At 55.4% G+C, this 15,968-nt stretch carries 13 protein-coding genes and 1 pseudogene; 1 reads left to right on the top strand and 13 read right to left on the bottom strand.

Annotation, left to right across the window (positions count from 1 at the left end; all coding sequences use genetic code 11):
* Nucleotides 1–530 precede the first annotated feature (530 nt).
* The 3 genes from BI364_RS08405 to BI364_RS08395 form a co-directional block, all read right to left on the bottom strand.
* A complete protein-coding gene (locus BI364_RS08405; protein ID WP_233279603.1) occupies nt 531–1,841 on the bottom strand; it encodes a hypothetical protein in 1,311 nt (436 codons plus the stop codon).
* A 79-nt stretch (nt 1,842–1,920) separates the two neighbouring features.
* Nucleotides 1,921–2,451 (bottom strand): hypothetical protein, encoded by a 531-nt coding sequence (locus tag BI364_RS08400; protein WP_070078358.1) that lies wholly within the window; start codon nt 2,449–2,451, stop codon nt 1,921–1,923.
* A protein-coding gene (locus tag BI364_RS08395; RefSeq protein ID WP_407639340.1) for an IS3 family transposase occupies nt 2,426–3,564 on the bottom strand; the annotation gives its coding sequence in 2 pieces (ribosomal slippage) (nt 2,426–3,288 and nt 3,288–3,564; 1,140 coding nt in all). Before BI364_RS08395 ends, BI364_RS08400 begins: the two co-directional genes overlap by 26 nt.
* 659 nt (nt 3,565–4,223) lie before the next feature.
* On the opposite strand from BI364_RS08395, the pseudogene BI364_RS08385 reads away from it, so the two are divergent.
* A pseudogene (locus BI364_RS08385) lies at nt 4,224–5,263 on the top strand (IS630 family transposase).
* Nucleotides 5,264–5,392: 129 nt separating this feature from the next.
* Here BI364_RS08385 and BI364_RS17385 read toward each other — a convergent pair.
* From BI364_RS17385 to BI364_RS08340, 10 genes are all read right to left on the bottom strand, one after another.
* A complete protein-coding gene (locus BI364_RS17385) occupies nt 5,393–6,025 on the bottom strand; it encodes an FAD-dependent oxidoreductase (RefSeq protein ID WP_407639339.1) in 633 nt (210 codons plus the stop codon).
* Nucleotides 5,965–6,492: an NAD(P)/FAD-dependent oxidoreductase gene (locus BI364_RS18310; protein ID WP_070078356.1), complete on the bottom strand. Its 528-nt coding sequence runs from the start codon at nt 6,490–6,492 to the stop codon at nt 5,965–5,967. The genes BI364_RS17385 and BI364_RS18310 overlap by 61 nt, the downstream gene beginning before the upstream one ends.
* Complete coding sequence (locus BI364_RS08375; protein WP_070078355.1) at nt 6,489–7,160, bottom strand: TIGR04282 family arsenosugar biosynthesis glycosyltransferase; 672 nt, start codon at nt 7,158–7,160, stop codon at nt 6,489–6,491. Before BI364_RS08375 ends, BI364_RS18310 begins: the two co-directional genes overlap by 4 nt.
* Nucleotides 7,161–7,166: 6 nt before the next feature.
* Complete coding sequence (locus tag BI364_RS08370; RefSeq protein WP_070078354.1) at nt 7,167–7,883, bottom strand: TIGR04283 family arsenosugar biosynthesis glycosyltransferase; 717 nt, start codon at nt 7,881–7,883, stop codon at nt 7,167–7,169.
* The gene (locus BI364_RS08365; protein WP_070078353.1) at nt 7,880–10,084 is read right to left on the bottom strand and encodes an FAD-dependent oxidoreductase; all 2,205 of its coding nucleotides are present in this window, start codon (nt 10,082–10,084) and stop codon (nt 7,880–7,882) included. Before BI364_RS08365 ends, BI364_RS08370 begins: the two co-directional genes overlap by 4 nt.
* Nucleotides 10,081–11,151: a hypothetical protein gene (locus BI364_RS08360; protein ID WP_070078352.1), complete on the bottom strand. Its 1,071-nt coding sequence runs from the start codon at nt 11,149–11,151 to the stop codon at nt 10,081–10,083. The genes BI364_RS08365 and BI364_RS08360 overlap by 4 nt, the downstream gene beginning before the upstream one ends.
* 2 nt (nt 11,152–11,153) lie before the next feature.
* A complete protein-coding gene (locus tag BI364_RS08355) occupies nt 11,154–12,515 on the bottom strand; it encodes an MFS transporter (RefSeq protein WP_070078351.1) in 1,362 nt (453 codons plus the stop codon).
* Between the two features lie 136 nt (nt 12,516–12,651).
* The gene (gene arsS, locus BI364_RS08350) at nt 12,652–13,617 is read right to left on the bottom strand and encodes an arsenosugar biosynthesis radical SAM (seleno)protein ArsS (protein WP_070078350.1); all 966 of its coding nucleotides are present in this window, start codon (nt 13,615–13,617) and stop codon (nt 12,652–12,654) included.
* Nucleotides 13,618–13,769: 152 nt separating this feature from the next.
* The gene (gene gorA / locus BI364_RS08345) at nt 13,770–15,122 is read right to left on the bottom strand and encodes a glutathione-disulfide reductase (protein ID WP_070078349.1); all 1,353 of its coding nucleotides are present in this window, start codon (nt 15,120–15,122) and stop codon (nt 13,770–13,772) included.
* A 79-nt stretch (nt 15,123–15,201) separates the two neighbouring features.
* Nucleotides 15,202–15,912 (bottom strand): flavodoxin family protein, encoded by a 711-nt coding sequence (locus BI364_RS08340; protein WP_070078348.1) that lies wholly within the window; start codon nt 15,910–15,912, stop codon nt 15,202–15,204.
* Nucleotides 15,913–15,968 lie beyond the last annotated feature (56 nt).

Raw genomic sequence — 15,968 nt, 5'->3', positions numbered from 1 at the left:
AAGTTACAAGAACGCTTAACTCGACTAGTGTACCACTCTGGCGTATCAGTTTAATTGGCTAATATCCACAAAGAACATTGATCTGTCAATCGCGCTTTACGAATAGCTTCAAAACATCTTCCTTGCGGTCACTGGCTGCTTCCATCAGAAGATCCGCCATGTAACAAAATATAACGGCCGCTGCCTGAGAATGGCTGAGCGGCTGCAATTAACAGTCTCCCAATTTCGTCTCAGTTCGACCCAGGCCAGCCAGTAGCGTACTGCTAACAAGCCGTCGGCTCTGCAGCCCAACAGCGGTCGTTCAATGCCCCGGCTCACCGGTGCGCGGCAGCGCGTTCGTTGTGCAGCCGCTTGCTAGAGCAACTATTGATCCGGCCTTATTTATCCGTGATTTGCGCACCACGGCCAAGTTGAAAGCTGTTGCAACTGAGCACCTGCAGTCGGTGGGAAAATCGTCCGAACGAGTGAAAAAGCTCTTCCAATATGCAGCGCAAAATAGGCAGCATGAATCGCGGATAAATCAGGCCGGATCAACAGTCTGTCGGAAGATCAACCAACTCAAGGAGGTCCTTGCGTTCTTGCGTCTCAAGCCAGATCAAGAAGGCCTTGTCGACAACATTAAGTCGCAGGTTTGTCTGATCGTAGTCCAAAATGATGGGCTTAATGTCCTTCTTTACTTGTAATGCCGCTGCAGATTGCAGCGCCTGCGTGATATTACCCGGGTTTAGCGAGCTGCCTTGCGGATGTTTGGTCTGCATGGACCTCCTGATCGCGTTTAGGCGGAGGCCCACTTCTAGTTCCTCGCGAGACGCCAGCAGCACGGGATACAGAAGCCACCGATACATTTGCAACTGTGTGTCCTGAAAACCGTCAGAAAACTGTGTCAGGAATGAATTGAAGCGGCCAGTCTGCTGGTTTACAACGGTCCGGATAATCTCGTCACTGCGCTGTGTGCTACCGATTTCTTTGTGTTGATTTTGCGTCTGATTGACGTCTTCGGCCACGCAACACCTATAGCACGCCTCCTGAAGAATGTAGACACTGTCAAACGAGTTAGCGATCACGTGATCCCTGAAATCTGGAGCAAATGAAACATGCAGCAGTGCCTCACCGGATTTAACGACTGCATCTAGTTCTTCTGGAGTCCACTTGTCTGCATTAATGGGCGTGACGCGGCCAGTCAAATCACCGTTGTATACAGTCAGGCGGTTTTCTTCCAGCCAGACGCCGATTACAATAAAGCATAGCTTGGAATTCTCGTGGAATGCCTTCAAGGCGACTGAGAAATCCTTCTGTGTCTCAGTTGATAGATAGTGAAAATCTTCGAGCACGATGAATTTCGTAAAGCCAATGCTGCATAAAGCCTGGATAATGTCGTTGACATCCTCCGGGTCGAGTTCCAACGGCGCCGTGTCCACACGGTCTTGCTTGGTACGCTCGGCCTCCGCCCCGCCTTCTGCCTTACCTGCTAGAAATGAGGCGGTTAACTTGGCAAATATCTTCTGTCGGCCGGTGACCGTTTTGCTCGTCCCCTGTGTGACCTCATAACCCGCCTTCTTGAGCACTGCAGCGTGTAGAGCTGCAATATCCCACTTATTGGAGCAGTGCACGGTTATGTAATCGTCGTCACGCAGACAGTGCTTCCTCAACGAGGTTTTACCCTGTTTCGAGCTGCCATAGATGACGAGGTGCTTGTCTCTGGTGAGGCTGTCTAGCAACAGATCGTCGGCACTCTGTCTGGTCGTGTAATTTAATGGCAGATCCCGATGGATCCCAAAGACGTCTGCCGTTCTGTATATTTTCTCTGGCATTGTTCTCCCTTTCTCGTTCTTGCCATTCATCGACCCAACACCGGAAATAACCCACCAAAAAAGGGCCTAGTCATTTTTTTGGTCGGACTCATTGACTTGTTAGTAAGCCTCACTCGGGTTCATGCGCAACTTGCCGTGAACCGAACCAGACCATCTTTGACCCGTAATCCGGCCCAGCATATTCAAGGAAGTCTGGCCAATCCTTGTGCGGACGCTTTTTGTAAGGTGTTTCGTAGTTCTTCTTCCACCAACGGTTGTAGACAATAATTTCTCGGTCCGGGGGTGATGATCGCTTTTTCGTATTAAGTGGAAGCTCCAGTAAGTAAACGTGAGCCCATTCCGCAAGGTCTAGCAATCTATCAGTTACTTTCATCTTCTTAGCCGGGGTCCGCGGTGAGGCAACCTCTCCGAGCCAAAATTCTGATTCTCGTGAAACTTTCGGTATGGCATGGTGCTTTCCATTCAGCCGCACATGCAAATCAGATGCGATGCCAATATATTGAAGCTTCTTCAACTTTTGGCCCTTGGTTTTTCCCATAACCATGTAGAGCCCGTCGTCATAGTCGAACTTCGAGGCGGACCGAGCAGCTTCAATGGTATATGGTCCGTACCAATCAATTACCGCTACTATAGACTTCATAAGTTAACCGTTCCATGGCCGCTAACAGTAAAATATAGGGGTGCGGTCTTTCCGTGTTGTAAAGCACGAAGTATTCCGTCAATCCGATCAGCAAGTCGGGCATTGTGGCGTAGCCTTTCAAATACACGTCTTCGTGTTTGACGCTGCGCCAGAGCCGTTCCACAAAGATGTTATCCAATGCCCGACCGCGTCCGTCCATGCTGATCGTGATCCCTTCTTTCAACAGCACACCCGTAAACGCTTCGCTGGTGAACTGACAGCCCTGGTCGGTGTTGAATATCTCCGGCGTGCCATAGGCCTGCAATGCTTGCTCCAGGCAGTCCACACAGAATCCGCTATCCAGCGTATTCGATAACCGCCATGACAACACTTTACGCGAGTACCAGTCGATCACCGCCACCAGGTACACAAACCCACGGGGCAGGCGGATGTACGTAATATCCGTACTCCATACCTGATTGGGACGGATCACATTCACGCCCCTTAGCAAATACGGATAAACATTGTGCTGCGGGTGCGGACGGCTGGTATTCGGCCCCGGCGCCATGCCGGCAAGGCCCAGTATGCCCATCAGTCGCTGCACCCGCTTGCGGTTGATCTTGTACCCCAAGCCACGCAGGTAACGCTTGATCTTGCGGCTGCCGTAAAACGGATGCCGCGTGTATTCAGCGTCAATCAGTCCCAGCAACTTCAATTCCTGCTCGTCCGGTCTTACAGCCTTTTGTGGCGCATAGACCGTTGAGCGGTTGACGCCCGCCAGTTCGCATTGGCGGGTCAGTGCCAGTGGTTCGATGGCACCGACCCATTGCTTGCGAGTTTCTACTGGCTGATCCCGGACTTTTTTTTCAGCCAGTCCAGCTCCATCTTCAATCGCCCGATCTCAGAATACAGGCGCTCCGGACTGGCTGACGGGTCGGCAGGTTTTGGGCCACGCTTGGCATCAAATAAACTCGATGCCTCTTCTTGCAGCAACTTCTTCCAAGCACCGACTTGCGTCGGGTGAACGCCAAATTCCTGGGCAATTTGGTTCACCGTCTTGACGCCTCGGATCGCTTCAAGTGCGACCTTGGCCTTGAACTCATCCGTAAAAGTCTTGCGCTTCGACTCACTCATTACCTGCTCCTCAATTGCAGCAGGTTACCACCTTAATTTATTGTCTGAAAATCAGGGTCCACTATACCTTGGATTCGCCAGAAAGTTTACCTTGGGCGCTGAGTGCTTCGAACTGCGCTTTTAGGTGACCGACTTCCTCGCGTACCGAGGATTTATCGAGTGCGGCCATCAGGGGGAGTGGTTAGGGCGGGATTCATACCGTCATGATAACCCCTGATTTTCGCCCTCTCTGTAAGGCTGCTGGCGGCGAGAACGCCGAGCAACTCAAGGCAAAAAAACTCGGTGAGTACACAGCGCGCGCACAAGGCGGCAGTACGCGCGTACTGCCTATGTTTGATACCTGACCGAGGAATTGAATCCGACACCCTCGAATATCCTGTCAAGTCTTTTTTGCTATTTATTTATTCGCAGGGGGGTGAGTAGTTACGACTATGGCTCATCACGCCCCAAGCGGACACCATCCCTCTCATACTTAAAAGCCGATCTTTGCTGTGAAGCTGACGACTGACCAAACGATTCACAGCTTTGAGAGTGCTGGAAGCCTATGGCAACTGAGTTCACCTATTGCAACGTCATTAGCCTAGGCTTCGAATCTTTCCCCTATAGATAAGGCCCATGAATAGTCGGAACTATTACTCGGCGATGTGTTCAGTATATTCATGATCCCAGAAGACGCACGCCGACTCAGTCCGGCCGAACAACACGAGCGCCGACGCCAAGTGATTCCGTTCGGGCGTACAAGCGCAAGCTCAACAAGCGGCAGATTGCGCGCGACGTGGGAGTGAGTTATTCCGCGGCGTGCAAGATCATCGACCGCTACAACGCCGGTGGCATGGCGGCGCTGGCACCCGGCAAACGGGGTCGCCGTGCTGGCGACAAACGCGCACTGACTGCCGAGCAAGAAGCCATGATTCGCCAGACGATCTGCGACAAACGTCCGGAGCAACTGAAGATGGAGTTTGCTTTGTGGAGTCGCGCCGCGGTGCGTGAACTGATCGAGCGCGAATGCCAAGTAACGTTGCATCTGCGCTCGGTCGGGAAGTATCTGGCGCGCTGGGGCTTCACCCCGCAGAAGCCGATCAAGCGCGCCTACGAACAGTCCCTCGAGGCGGTGCGCGCATGGCTGGATGAAACCTATCCGGCCATCGCCGAGCGCGCCAAAACCGAGGGAGCGGAGATTCACTGGGGCGATGAGACCGCGTTAGTGAACACTGATGTGCGGGGTCGCAGTTACGCCCCCAAAGGCAAGACACCGGTGGCGATGGCAGTCGGTGGCACGCGCCAGAAACTCTCCATGCTGGCCAGCGTAACCAACCAGGGCAAGGCACGCTGGATGATTATCGACGGCAACTTCAATCACAAGAAGCTGATCGAATTTTTCGAGGCACTGTTCGCGGATACCGGGCGCAAGGTGTTTCTGATCCTGGACAATCTGGGCGTACATCACAAGCCGGTGAAGCAGTGGTTGATCGAACACGCCGACCAAATGGAGGTGTTTTATCTGCCCAGTTATAGCCCCGAACTCAATCCCGAGGAACGTCTCAATGCCGATCTCAAACACGTCATTCGCCGCAAAGTACCCGCACGCACCAAGTCCAAACTTCGCGCCGCCACCGAAGAACATATGGCCGTGATCGGCAGCGAACCCGAGCGCGTGAAGGCCTACTTTCGCGATCTTCGCGTCAAGTACGCTGCTTGATACTGTTTAAGGGCCGAATCAATAGTGCCATGCTTTTTGGCAACAGTGCGTTTAACCGAAGGTATAGCAGTGGTCTTGGGCTTGTAGACCGTATCGTGAGTCAGTTCGCTGTGAGCATGCTGCGGATACCTAGCCGTGCATACGCCTAATGAACCGGCGATCAATCTCGTCTTTCCAGTGCCACATCCACCGACCACTCCAAGAGAACCTTCCCCAGCTCGCAATGGCATTGTGCTTACTTGTCCTGAGGAGATATAGCGCTCGTCGCTGTGGGGTATAGTGACGAAACGGCCGACTGGCGAGCGCCGCCACGAGGTTGTGCGCGAGCACGGGACCCTGGTGTGCCGCGTAAACGCCTGAGCGCGGCAATGGATGATCGACCAAGGTGGCGCAGTCTCCTGCTGCAAACACCTCAGGATGCCCTTGCGTCTGCAGGGTCTGGCGAATGTGAGCATAGCCGCGAGCATCCAATCTCAATCCGCTGCCTCGTAGCAGATCCGGCGCGGCGGAACCCGTCGCAAGTACAGTAAAATCGGTCGGGTAGTCCATCCCGCTGACACACAGCACATGGTCGCGGAAAATCACCGCTGCTCGATCTGGGAGAGAGAGAATGCAGTGCTCGCGCAAGGCACGCCCGACCCGCTTGCGAAACCCGCTAGGCCCGTCGACAAAGGGTTCGGCGTTTCCGGTCAACAGCCGTATTACGCATCCGAAGCATCCCGCAGCGTCCAAGGCTGTGCGTGCAGCGCACGCGAGCTCCACCCCAGCCCCCCGCCACCGACGATGACGATGTCGCGTACATCCGCTGCATTTTTCAGGAACGTTCGCCAGCGCAGCACGAATTGTTCCAGCGGCCGCACGGGCACTCCAAACCCTGACGCACCCTCGATTTCGGCAATGCTGGACACCGAACCGATGTCGATCGAGAGAAGGTCATAAGTAAGTTCACCTCCATCGGCAAGCTTTATCTGACGTCCCTCGGTGGTAAGCGCCGCAGCCCAAGTCTGTCGGTATACCGCCTGTGCGGCGGCGGCCAGACATTCCAAGGGGAGACGGCAATCGTCGAGCATATAGTGCCCCGCCATCCAACCCGGCACCATGCCTGAGTAGACAGGTTGCGGATCGGGTGACACCAAGGTCAAGTGGCAAGCTGTCTGTGGCCTGCGGGCAAAGTGTCGCAACACTGACAAATGCGCATGCCCACCACCAAGCAGAACCAGGTGTTTCATGCCGGACCAGCCCCTAATCGCAGGGGTATCAATCGCAATTCCTGCGCGCGCGCGAGGTCTGCTGGCCGATCCAGATCCCAAAGAGCAGGGAGTTCCGCCCAGCCGATCCTGCGTTCTGCCAGTCGTTCGCGCGTCCGATGCATCACTGTCTCCGTACTCCAAATTATTCCAAGGAACAGCGCATCGAGCAGTGCGGCGCGGTCGTGAACCGATTGGGCCAGGACGCCGACCAAGACATAACCACCATCCTGTGCGGGGATGAATACAATCGGCTGCTCACCGTCGAGCACAATTGCGGCGTTTCGTAATACCCCTAGCGTCATTGCCGGGCAGTCGGTACCAATGAGCAGTACGCGGCGATGCTCTCTTAGCAACTCCTGCATCGCAGCGCGCATACGTGCGCCTAGATCAGCCCCGCACTGACCATAAACCGGCGCATCAAAACGACGACTACATGCAAGCATGAAGGGATGATCGACCTCACCCGCCACCCACAGGGAAATGTTTCCTCCGGTCGCCTGGTTAGCACACGCAAGTGTACCCACGATTAGACGGCTCTGGATTCGAGCCGCGCCCTCGTAACCTACAGTGGGAACCAGGCGGGTTTTCACCTGGCCCGGCACCGGGAGTTTAGTGAAAACTGCGATGTGGAAATCGACGTCAGACATCGTGGATCAACGCGGCTTGATCTCACCGCGATAACCGTACCAACGAGCCAGACGTTGAGGTGAAACGCCTAAGAAGTAGGTTAGACGCAGCCACAACATCAGTGTGATGGTCCGAAGCACACCATGGCGTTCCCAGCGTCGGCCTGATGTCACCACGGTCGCACGTAAGCAGGCGGGCGGCGACAAACGTTTGAGGCTGCGCGATAGTGCTATATCCTCCATCAAGGCTTGGGGCGGAAACCCTCCCACTCGCTCGAAAGCCTCGCACGTAACGAAAAGTGCTTGATCACCAGTGGCGATACCGGTCAGGCGCGAACGCAAATTCATCATCACAGCAATCACGCGCAAACTCGGATGTTTTCCCTCGATACGCACATCGAAACGTCCCCAGCAACGGCTGTTGTCGGCGAGCGCGCTCTGAATCTGGCACTTGGCGTCCAATGGAAGAAGTGTATCGACGTGTAGGAACAGCAGCACACGGCCGCGTGCTGCCTGCGCCCCGGCATTCATTTGTATGCTCCGACCGCGCTCAGACCTCATGCATTGTTCCGCGAAGGGCCCAACGCGTTCGCTGCTGCCATCCTGACTCCCGCCGTCGACCACGATCACTTCGACGCCCTGCCGACGAAGTGGGAGGAGCCGGCGCAACGCAGGCCGGATCAGGGGTGCCTCATTCAATATTGGCAGGATGATCGACAGGTCTAAAGACGATTGCGGCTTCATTGCGCTTCCTTTCGAGCTGATGCCACGAACCCAGATTCCTTCCGGCGCCAGGCGTGGTAGCGTGCGAACAAATTCATCAGGCGCTGCGGGGCATGCGCACGTTTCCATGCGCCTGCCGTATACTTGTTCGCCTCCGCCAACGTCGGATATACATGGATTGTGCCGAGAATTTTGTTTAAGCCAATACCGTGTCGCATAGCCAAAACCAATTCAGTCAATATCTCGTCCGCGCACTCGGCAACAATCGTCGCCCCCAAAATGCGGTCACTGCCCGGAACGGTAAGCACCTTGACGAATCCGTACGCGGCGCCATTGACGATGGCGCGGTCGAGCTCATCAAGATCGAAGCGGGTGATTTCATAGGCAATTGTTTTTTCGCGGGCATCCTTTTCGTTGAGACCCACGCGCGCGACCGCTGGATCGGTAAAGATCACCCAAGGGATGGTCGAATAGTCGACCTTGAAGCGTCTGATCACCCCGAACAGAGCGTTGACCGTGGCGTACCATGCCTGATGAGCAGCTGTGTGCGTGAACTGGTAAGGACCAGCTACGTCGCCGCAGGCATAAATGTTGGGATAAACGGTTTCTAGGTACTCGTTGACCTCAATGTTGCGCCGACTCCGAGTGTCGATACCCAAGGTTTCCAAACCGTACCCTTCGAGATTGGCCACGCGACCAAGTGCGCACAGCAGTTTGTCGAAGACAATAGGGATCTCTTCGCCTCGATATTCCATCAGTAGACGGTTCACCCCATCATTCCGTTCGCAACGAATCGCTTTGTGGCCTGTTCGCACGTCGATGCCGTCGCGGCGAAAACATTCTTCCACAAGAGTAGAAACCTCGATATCTTCCCGCGGCAGTAACTGGGAGCCTATTTCGATCAGCGTCACCTGCGCGCCAAGGCGAGCGAAAGCTTGAGCGAGTTCACAGCCGATCGGGCCACCACCGAGGACCACCAGACGGGTGGGTAGTTCGCGTAAGGACCATACGTTGTCGGAGGTGAGATAGCCCACGTCGGCTAGGCCCGGAATGAGTGGAACGCGCGGGTGTGCGCCTGTGGCGAGAATGATGCTACGAGTAGTCAGCCTCTGCGTTTTCCCGGTCTCATCGGTCACCTCGACCGTAAAGGGCGACACAATTTGAGCATTTCCGTATAAACAATGCACACCGAGACTCGTGTAGCGATCGGCAGAATCATGAGGCGCTACCGTTTCAACGACGCCCTGAACGTGCTTCATCACGGCTGCGAAATCGATATCTGGCCTCACCGTTGACAGACCGTATCGCGCGCCATCGCGCATGTGTGCAGCGAGCTTGGCTGTCCGCAACAAGGCTTTGGAGGGGACACAACCGGTGTTCAAACAATCTCCACCCATTCGGTGTTTTTCCACCAGCGCCACCTTGGCCTTAACCGCAGCGGCGATATACGAAGCCGTCAACCCAGCGGAGCCTGCGCCGATCACCACGACGTTATAGTCAAAGCGCGACGGACGTGACCAGTGCCGGGAAACCTGCATTGTCTTGATGGCGACTAGCGCCCTTTTTGCAATAAGCGGGAGCAGCCCCAGCAAAGTGAAGGCGAGGAGCAATTGCGCAGAAAAAATATCGTGCGTCGTTCCAAGACGACTCAGCTGCGTACCCGTATAAACGTAGACGAGCGTGCCCGGCAACATCCCCACCTGGCTTGTCCAATAGAAGGTGGAAGTACGCAGCGGCGTAAGCCCGGTGAGAAGGTTCACGAGCCAAACAGGGAAAAGCGGCACCAATCGTAGCGAAAGCAGGTAATAGCCCCCTTCGCGTTCGATCCCTGCATTGAGTACAGACAACTTATATCCGAAACGTTTTTGCACCGCGTCCCTCAGCGCGTAGCGTGCCATCAAAAAGGCAATCGTCGCGCCAATCGTCGAGGCAAACGAGACAAGCAGAGTACCCCACAAGATGCCGAACAAAGCTCCGGCTGCGAGCGTCAGAAGCGCCGCGACCGGCAAAGACAGCGAAAGGCTGACGACATAAACCAGGAAATAGAAGACCGAGATGAGCAACGGATGTGCATTGCGGTAATCGGCGAAAACACTCAACTGGGTCTTCAATGCGGACAATGTCAGCTCCTGAGTCAACCCTCCGGTAAAGTAGAGCGTCGCCAGGGTCCCCAATAGGAGAATAAGTGCAACTCGCAAAACATTCTTGAGGCCGACGGTCATCGCTTCGCTCCAGAGTTCGCAGCGTCTTGCAACAGGGTTGAGAGGCAGAATGTACGTTTGACTCCACCCAAAATTGCTTGTTCGATGACATGTTCCGGCCCAGTGGTAAGCCTTCTGAAATAAGATAAATAGGCTGGAGATTGTGGTCCCCAATTGCGCGTGAATCGGCGTAACCACGCGTCGTGATCGTAGTAAATGGGAACTGCATCGATTCGCAAATTGCCGACTGTGACTCCATAGAGACTGTCGCGTGGAGGGGTGCCGTGGCGGGTGGATATTCGTGTTAGCAGCCCGTATCGCGTCGATTGGAAGTTCGGCATCCCAGCTGCCCCATTGTTGGCAATCACGGTCTCGCGGTCATCATCGATGCGCAATACTCGCATCACCGGCAGACAGGTGTGCGTGGAGCAGAAAGCATCGACCTGTGCTTCTCGAAGGTAGCCAGCAAGACGCACCGAAGCATCGCCATCAGATGCTTTGCATTCCGCTGGCGGTGTCAAGTTCTCCACCGCGAAAGCCCAGCCGGCCAGTGATACGGGATCGCCATGAACAATACCGATCCGCTTGTCACCCACGGTTACCGTTGCGTGCATCGGCAACACTGATAGTCGATCGGTTAATCCCTGGAAATGCCCAGCGGTAGCTCGAAGTCGATCCATGATGCGGTTAGAATGCTCGACGACTTCGTCCGACGTCGAGGTCGGATAGGCGCAACCGCAGCCGACCCCGTGACCGGACTCGCCAAGTTCGGCCTCAACGTTGCCTTGGATCGCCGCGTGCTCCAGAACCGTGTCATTGATGATCTTGAAGTCGTCTAAATTCACGTTGAACCAATTGAAGTCACCGTTGAAGAAAAGTGTCACGCCTGCGCCGCGACGCTCTTCCAAACGTTTCATTGCCAGCACGGCATTCAGCGCTTCCACATTGCCGTACAAGCCGCCAATCACATATAGAATGTCGGCCTCAAGCACGGGCGATCGGTGGAAGACAGACGCCGAGTAACGATAGTGCATCGGGCAGTTGCGGCCAGGACGAATGCCTTGCTCCAGCAAAGGCTGTTCCGACATTATCACGCCCCCTCTCCAGTCACCAATCGCTCCAATGCTTGCCCTTTGCCCTCCACTCCGCGGAAATACCACGGCACCATAGCCGCAGCGCCGATGAGCCAGAAACTCGCCAGCAGCATCAGAGCCGGCACCATGCCGAACGCATTTGCAACGTAGGTCAGTACCAGTGGGGCTGAAAATGCACCAAATCGGCCAATGGCCACCGACAGGCCGATACCCGTCGACCGCAGATGGGTAGGAAAGATTTCCGAGAACGTGGGATAAGCGGATATCCAACTGCCTGTCGCAAATACGTTCGCTAGCGTGAATGCAGCCAAGACCCAGGTCCACGCATGTGTCGTGGTCGACATCGCGAGGAGCAGAACCGCCCCCGCTGCGAGCAGATAAAAGATAGGTACTGTCAGCTTCCTACCAGCCCGATCCAATAGTGCGGCGGCCATCCCCCCTCCGACAAGAGCACCGACGTTCCCCACGATATAGAAAAGCGGTACGAATCCGTTGGTGACGTGAATGCCGGGGAGAATGAACAGCGCCAGAAAGGCGAAGAGTCCGTAGTAACCCGCCGCTTCTGAAAAATCCAATAGCCCACCCAAAGCTACCCGCGCGGGATATCGGGTGAGTAATTCGTGTGATTGACCCCAGAAATTGCCCGGGGCGCCAGGATGACGCTTAACCTGTGTTTTTCCCAACCAAGGGTGTCGCTGTTCGATGCCTGAAACTACGCGTTCTGCGTCGACCAGATTGCCCTGAGTAATCAGCCAGCGTGGCGATTCCGGAATGTGGCTGCGGATGAGCGCGGTGCTGCCTGCCACCAGCGCGCCGAAACCGAAAGCAACACGCCAGCCGATATCAGGTGGCAACACGTTCACCACATACAGGGAAACGACAGCGGCCAAAATTGCCCCGACTGGCCAGAAGTTCATAACGGTTGCTCCCGTCTTGCCGCGGTGACGAGCGGGAATGAACTCACTGATCGACGCGTTGATCGCCGAGTACTCGGCGCCCACGCCGATGGCGGTCAATAGCCGTAACACCATCATGGACTGGAAATTCCAAGAGAACGCGGTCAAAAAGGTAAACACACCATAGACCAGCAGCGTGATGAGAAAGAGCTGCTTGCGCCCAAAGCGATCAGCGAGATAGCCGAAGCCATAGGCACCGATCATTAGGCCGATGAACCAGATGCTCAGAATCCAGGATGCCTCCACATTGCTCAAGTGCCACTGCACCTTGAGTACGCTTACCACATTGTTCACGATGGTCACTTCGAAAGCATCCAGCAGCCAACCGATGCCTAGCGCGACGGTTACGACCGTATGGAATCGTCCCCACGGAACGCTGTCCAAACGTTCAGTCAGGTTCACTTCCTTATTCCCTCAACATTCACGATTTCGCCCCGCGCGAGACGTTTACTGCATGACGGTTCGGGCAGATGGGATATCTGCGAACAGCATGCGGTACGGTTCCGTTTTCGACTGCTTGATGTTGGTCTCTTTGCGCTCAAGTTAACGTGCCGCCGCAACTGCTTCCGTGTCCCGCTGTGCAGCCCCAACAGTGTTCCGCCACGATGATCGAGTTTCCGTCCAAGTCGGCTCCTAGCAGATCATTGAGATGCATACGCGGCTTACCCTCATGCCTGAGTTGTAACTCAAGCATCTGGTTGAAATCGCAGTCGTAGAGGTAACCCTGCCAGTCAACACTGATCAACGTGCGGCACATAACATTTTCTAGGTTGGCCTCCTGATATGCCTCACGAAGGAGTTTTAAGTAATCGTTGAACAGCCTCTTGGAGCGCAACAGGCTGCCAAAGCGCTGAATGGGCATATTGGTCAGTGTCAGCAGTTGGTTGAACACAATGCCGAACTTTTCATGTAGGTGACGCTTGTAACTCACCTGCAATTCATCTTGATCTGGCGGTAACTCCGCACCTTGAGGGTTGTAAACAAGATCCAGCCTCAGTGAGTCAACATCGGATCGTCCGTAGCCAAGCGCATTCAGCCGTTTCAGCGCGCGTACGCTGCTCGCGTAAGTTCCTTTGCCCCGCTGGTGGTCTACATTGTCTTCCAGATAACAAGGTAACGAAGCGACGATTCTGACCTGCTGGCTCGCCAGGAATTCGGCCAGTGTCTCGCACCCGGATTCCTCGAGAATAGTGAGGTTGCAGCGGTCGATGACTTCTATGCCAAGAGCACGCGCCTCGCTCACCAGATATCGAAAGTGCGGGTTCATTTCCGGAGCCCCGCCGGTCAGATCCAGCGTCTGAAGATTCCCTTTACGCAGGACCGAAATGACCGTATCGATTGTCATGCGCTGCATTTGTTCTGTGCGTCGAGGCCCCGCGTTCACGTGGCAATGCACGCACGATTGATTGCAGGTGTAGCCGAGATTGACCTGAAGGGTTTCCAGTCGCTTGCGTCGAATGTGTGGGAAATCTGAGTCAACCAAAAGCGGGAGAGTGGCCAGCATGGTACAGCTCCGTGAAAAACGTAGTGTTTTAGTGGGATACTGTACATAGACGGGCGGAATACGTGGATCTTACATGCTGCGCGTCACCTTGCTTTTCTCACGAATCAGTCAAGGTCGATCGGTACCGGGCAAGTCTTCATGTCCCTCATGTCTCAGCGTAAGGTCACCAATTCCTCGGCGCTGGTCGGATGGATGGCCACGGTATCATCCAGGTCGCGCTTGGTAGCCCCCATGCGGATTGCCACCGCAAAACCTTGCAGCATCTCATCCGCGCCGTGCCCAATTACATGAGCGCCGACGACCTTTTCCTTCGCCCCCACGGTGATCAGCTTGACCGCCGTCTTGACCTTGCGTCCGGTCACCGCGTGATACATCGGCGTGAATGAAGCTTGGTAGATTTTCACCGCGTCCCCGTGCTTTTCCCGCGCCTCGTCTTCGCTCAGCCCTACGGTGCCGATCGGCGGATGGCTAAACACCACCGTCGGGATATTCTCATAATTCAAATGCCGATCTGGCTGGCCGCCGAACAGACGATCAGCCAGCCGCCGGCCGGCCGCGATCGCCACCGGCGTTAATTCCATCTGACCAGTCACGTCACCAATGGCGTACACGCCGGGCACGTTGGTATTCTGAAAGTCATCGACTTGCACATGTCCTGAATCCTCCAGGAGCACTCCGATCGATTCCAGATTCAGCCCCGCCACCGCCGGCCGCCGGCCGATGGCCCACAGCACTGCATTGAATCCGGCACTTTCACGGCCTTGTCCGCAGTACAGATTCAGGCGCCCGTCGTCGGCACGCCGCACTTCTGCTACCTGGGTGTGGGTGAAGATATCTATACCCTCGTCCAGCAAAGCCTCAGTCAGATGCTCGCGCAGCATGTGGTCGAAACGACGCAGCAAACGCTCGCCCCGCAGGTATAGTGCGACTTCTGCGCCGAGCGCGCGCAGCATTCCGGCCAGTTCCACCGCGATGTACCCGGCCCCAACCACCGCAACTCGTCCGGGTAGGCTTTCCAGCTCGAAGAAACCGTTCGAGCTGATGCCAAGCTCGGCGCCCGGCACGTCGGGCCAGACCGGTTCGCCGCCGCTGGCGATGACGATGTGCTCGGCGGTGTATATCCGACCCTCGATTTCGATCGAGTGCGCATCGACGAAACGGCCGCGACCAGCCAGCACCGTAACGTCGGAATCGGCCAGATAGGTGCGGTACCAGTCGTTGATACCCTTTACATAGGCGTCGCGTTTGTGCTTGAGCGTCGCCCAGTCGAATCCGCGCAGGCTCAGGTCGAAACCGTAGTCGTGCGCATCCGCGACGGCATGAGCGATCTGGGCGCCGAACCACATCACTTTCTTGGGCACGCAGCCTACGTTGACGCAGGTACCGCCTAGACGGCCAGCTTCGACGACCGCGCAGTGCGCGCCATGGGCGGCGGCGCGCTCGGCCACTGACAGGCCGCCGCCACCGGCGCCAATGGCGATCAAATCATAGTGGTGTTTTGACATGCCGACTCCTTTCTGATCCATAGTTCCACTGGCAGAGACTCTACGGTCACGCCATCAAGACAACCCACGTCCAAAGATCTTATTCCGAATTTTCATAGCCAAACCGTTCACCCGCTTTCCAGGCGATCCGGTCATTGCCCTGGTTTGAAATCCCGCCCTGGTCTTTGAGCATTCGCGCCAAATGCATGCAATTCCAGGTCATGATGGTTGTATTACGCTGCGTAAAATCATTATCGAAACCGGCCCGTGTGCCATCTTGAAGAACATCGCCATAAGAAGGCCCCGGACCCGCTTCGCCAATCCAGCCACAATCAGCTTGTGGTGGAATGGTGTACCCCAGGTGATTCAGCGCGAATCCGAGGGTCATCGCCGTGTGTTTGATCCCATCTTCATTTCCCGTGATGATGCATCCACCGACTTTGCCGTAATAGATGGACTGGCCCTTTTCATTGAGTTCACCCGACATGGCGTACAAGCGCTCGATCAAAATTCTGCAGATTGAACTTTCCTCGCCCAACCAAAGCGGTGTGCCGATGATCAGAATGTCGGCAGTCTCAACTTTTTCCCATAAAGTCAGCCATTCATCGGTCTCCCAGCCGTGTTTGGTCATATCGGGATAAACGCCGGGCGGCACCTGGTGATCAGCCAAGTGCAAATATTCGACATTGACTCCGTTTTTTTTCATGATAGAAGAGGACGCATTCATCAGAAGCCGGGTATGACTATACTCAGGCTTTTTCTGGAGTGAAGTGTTGACGTAGAGTGCATTCAGACCTGTAAAGGCATTCATGAGAACTCCTATGGTGTTGGCTGCTGGTTTCTGCTGGAGGGAAGGATGACGGCGCC

The organism is Acidihalobacter yilgarnensis, from assembly GCF_001753245.1.
Lineage (GTDB): Bacteria > Pseudomonadota > Gammaproteobacteria > DSM-5130 > Acidihalobacteraceae > Acidihalobacter > Acidihalobacter yilgarnensis.
Note: the sequence above shows the minus strand (reverse complement) of the source record. Positions and strands in the feature narration are given on the sequence as shown.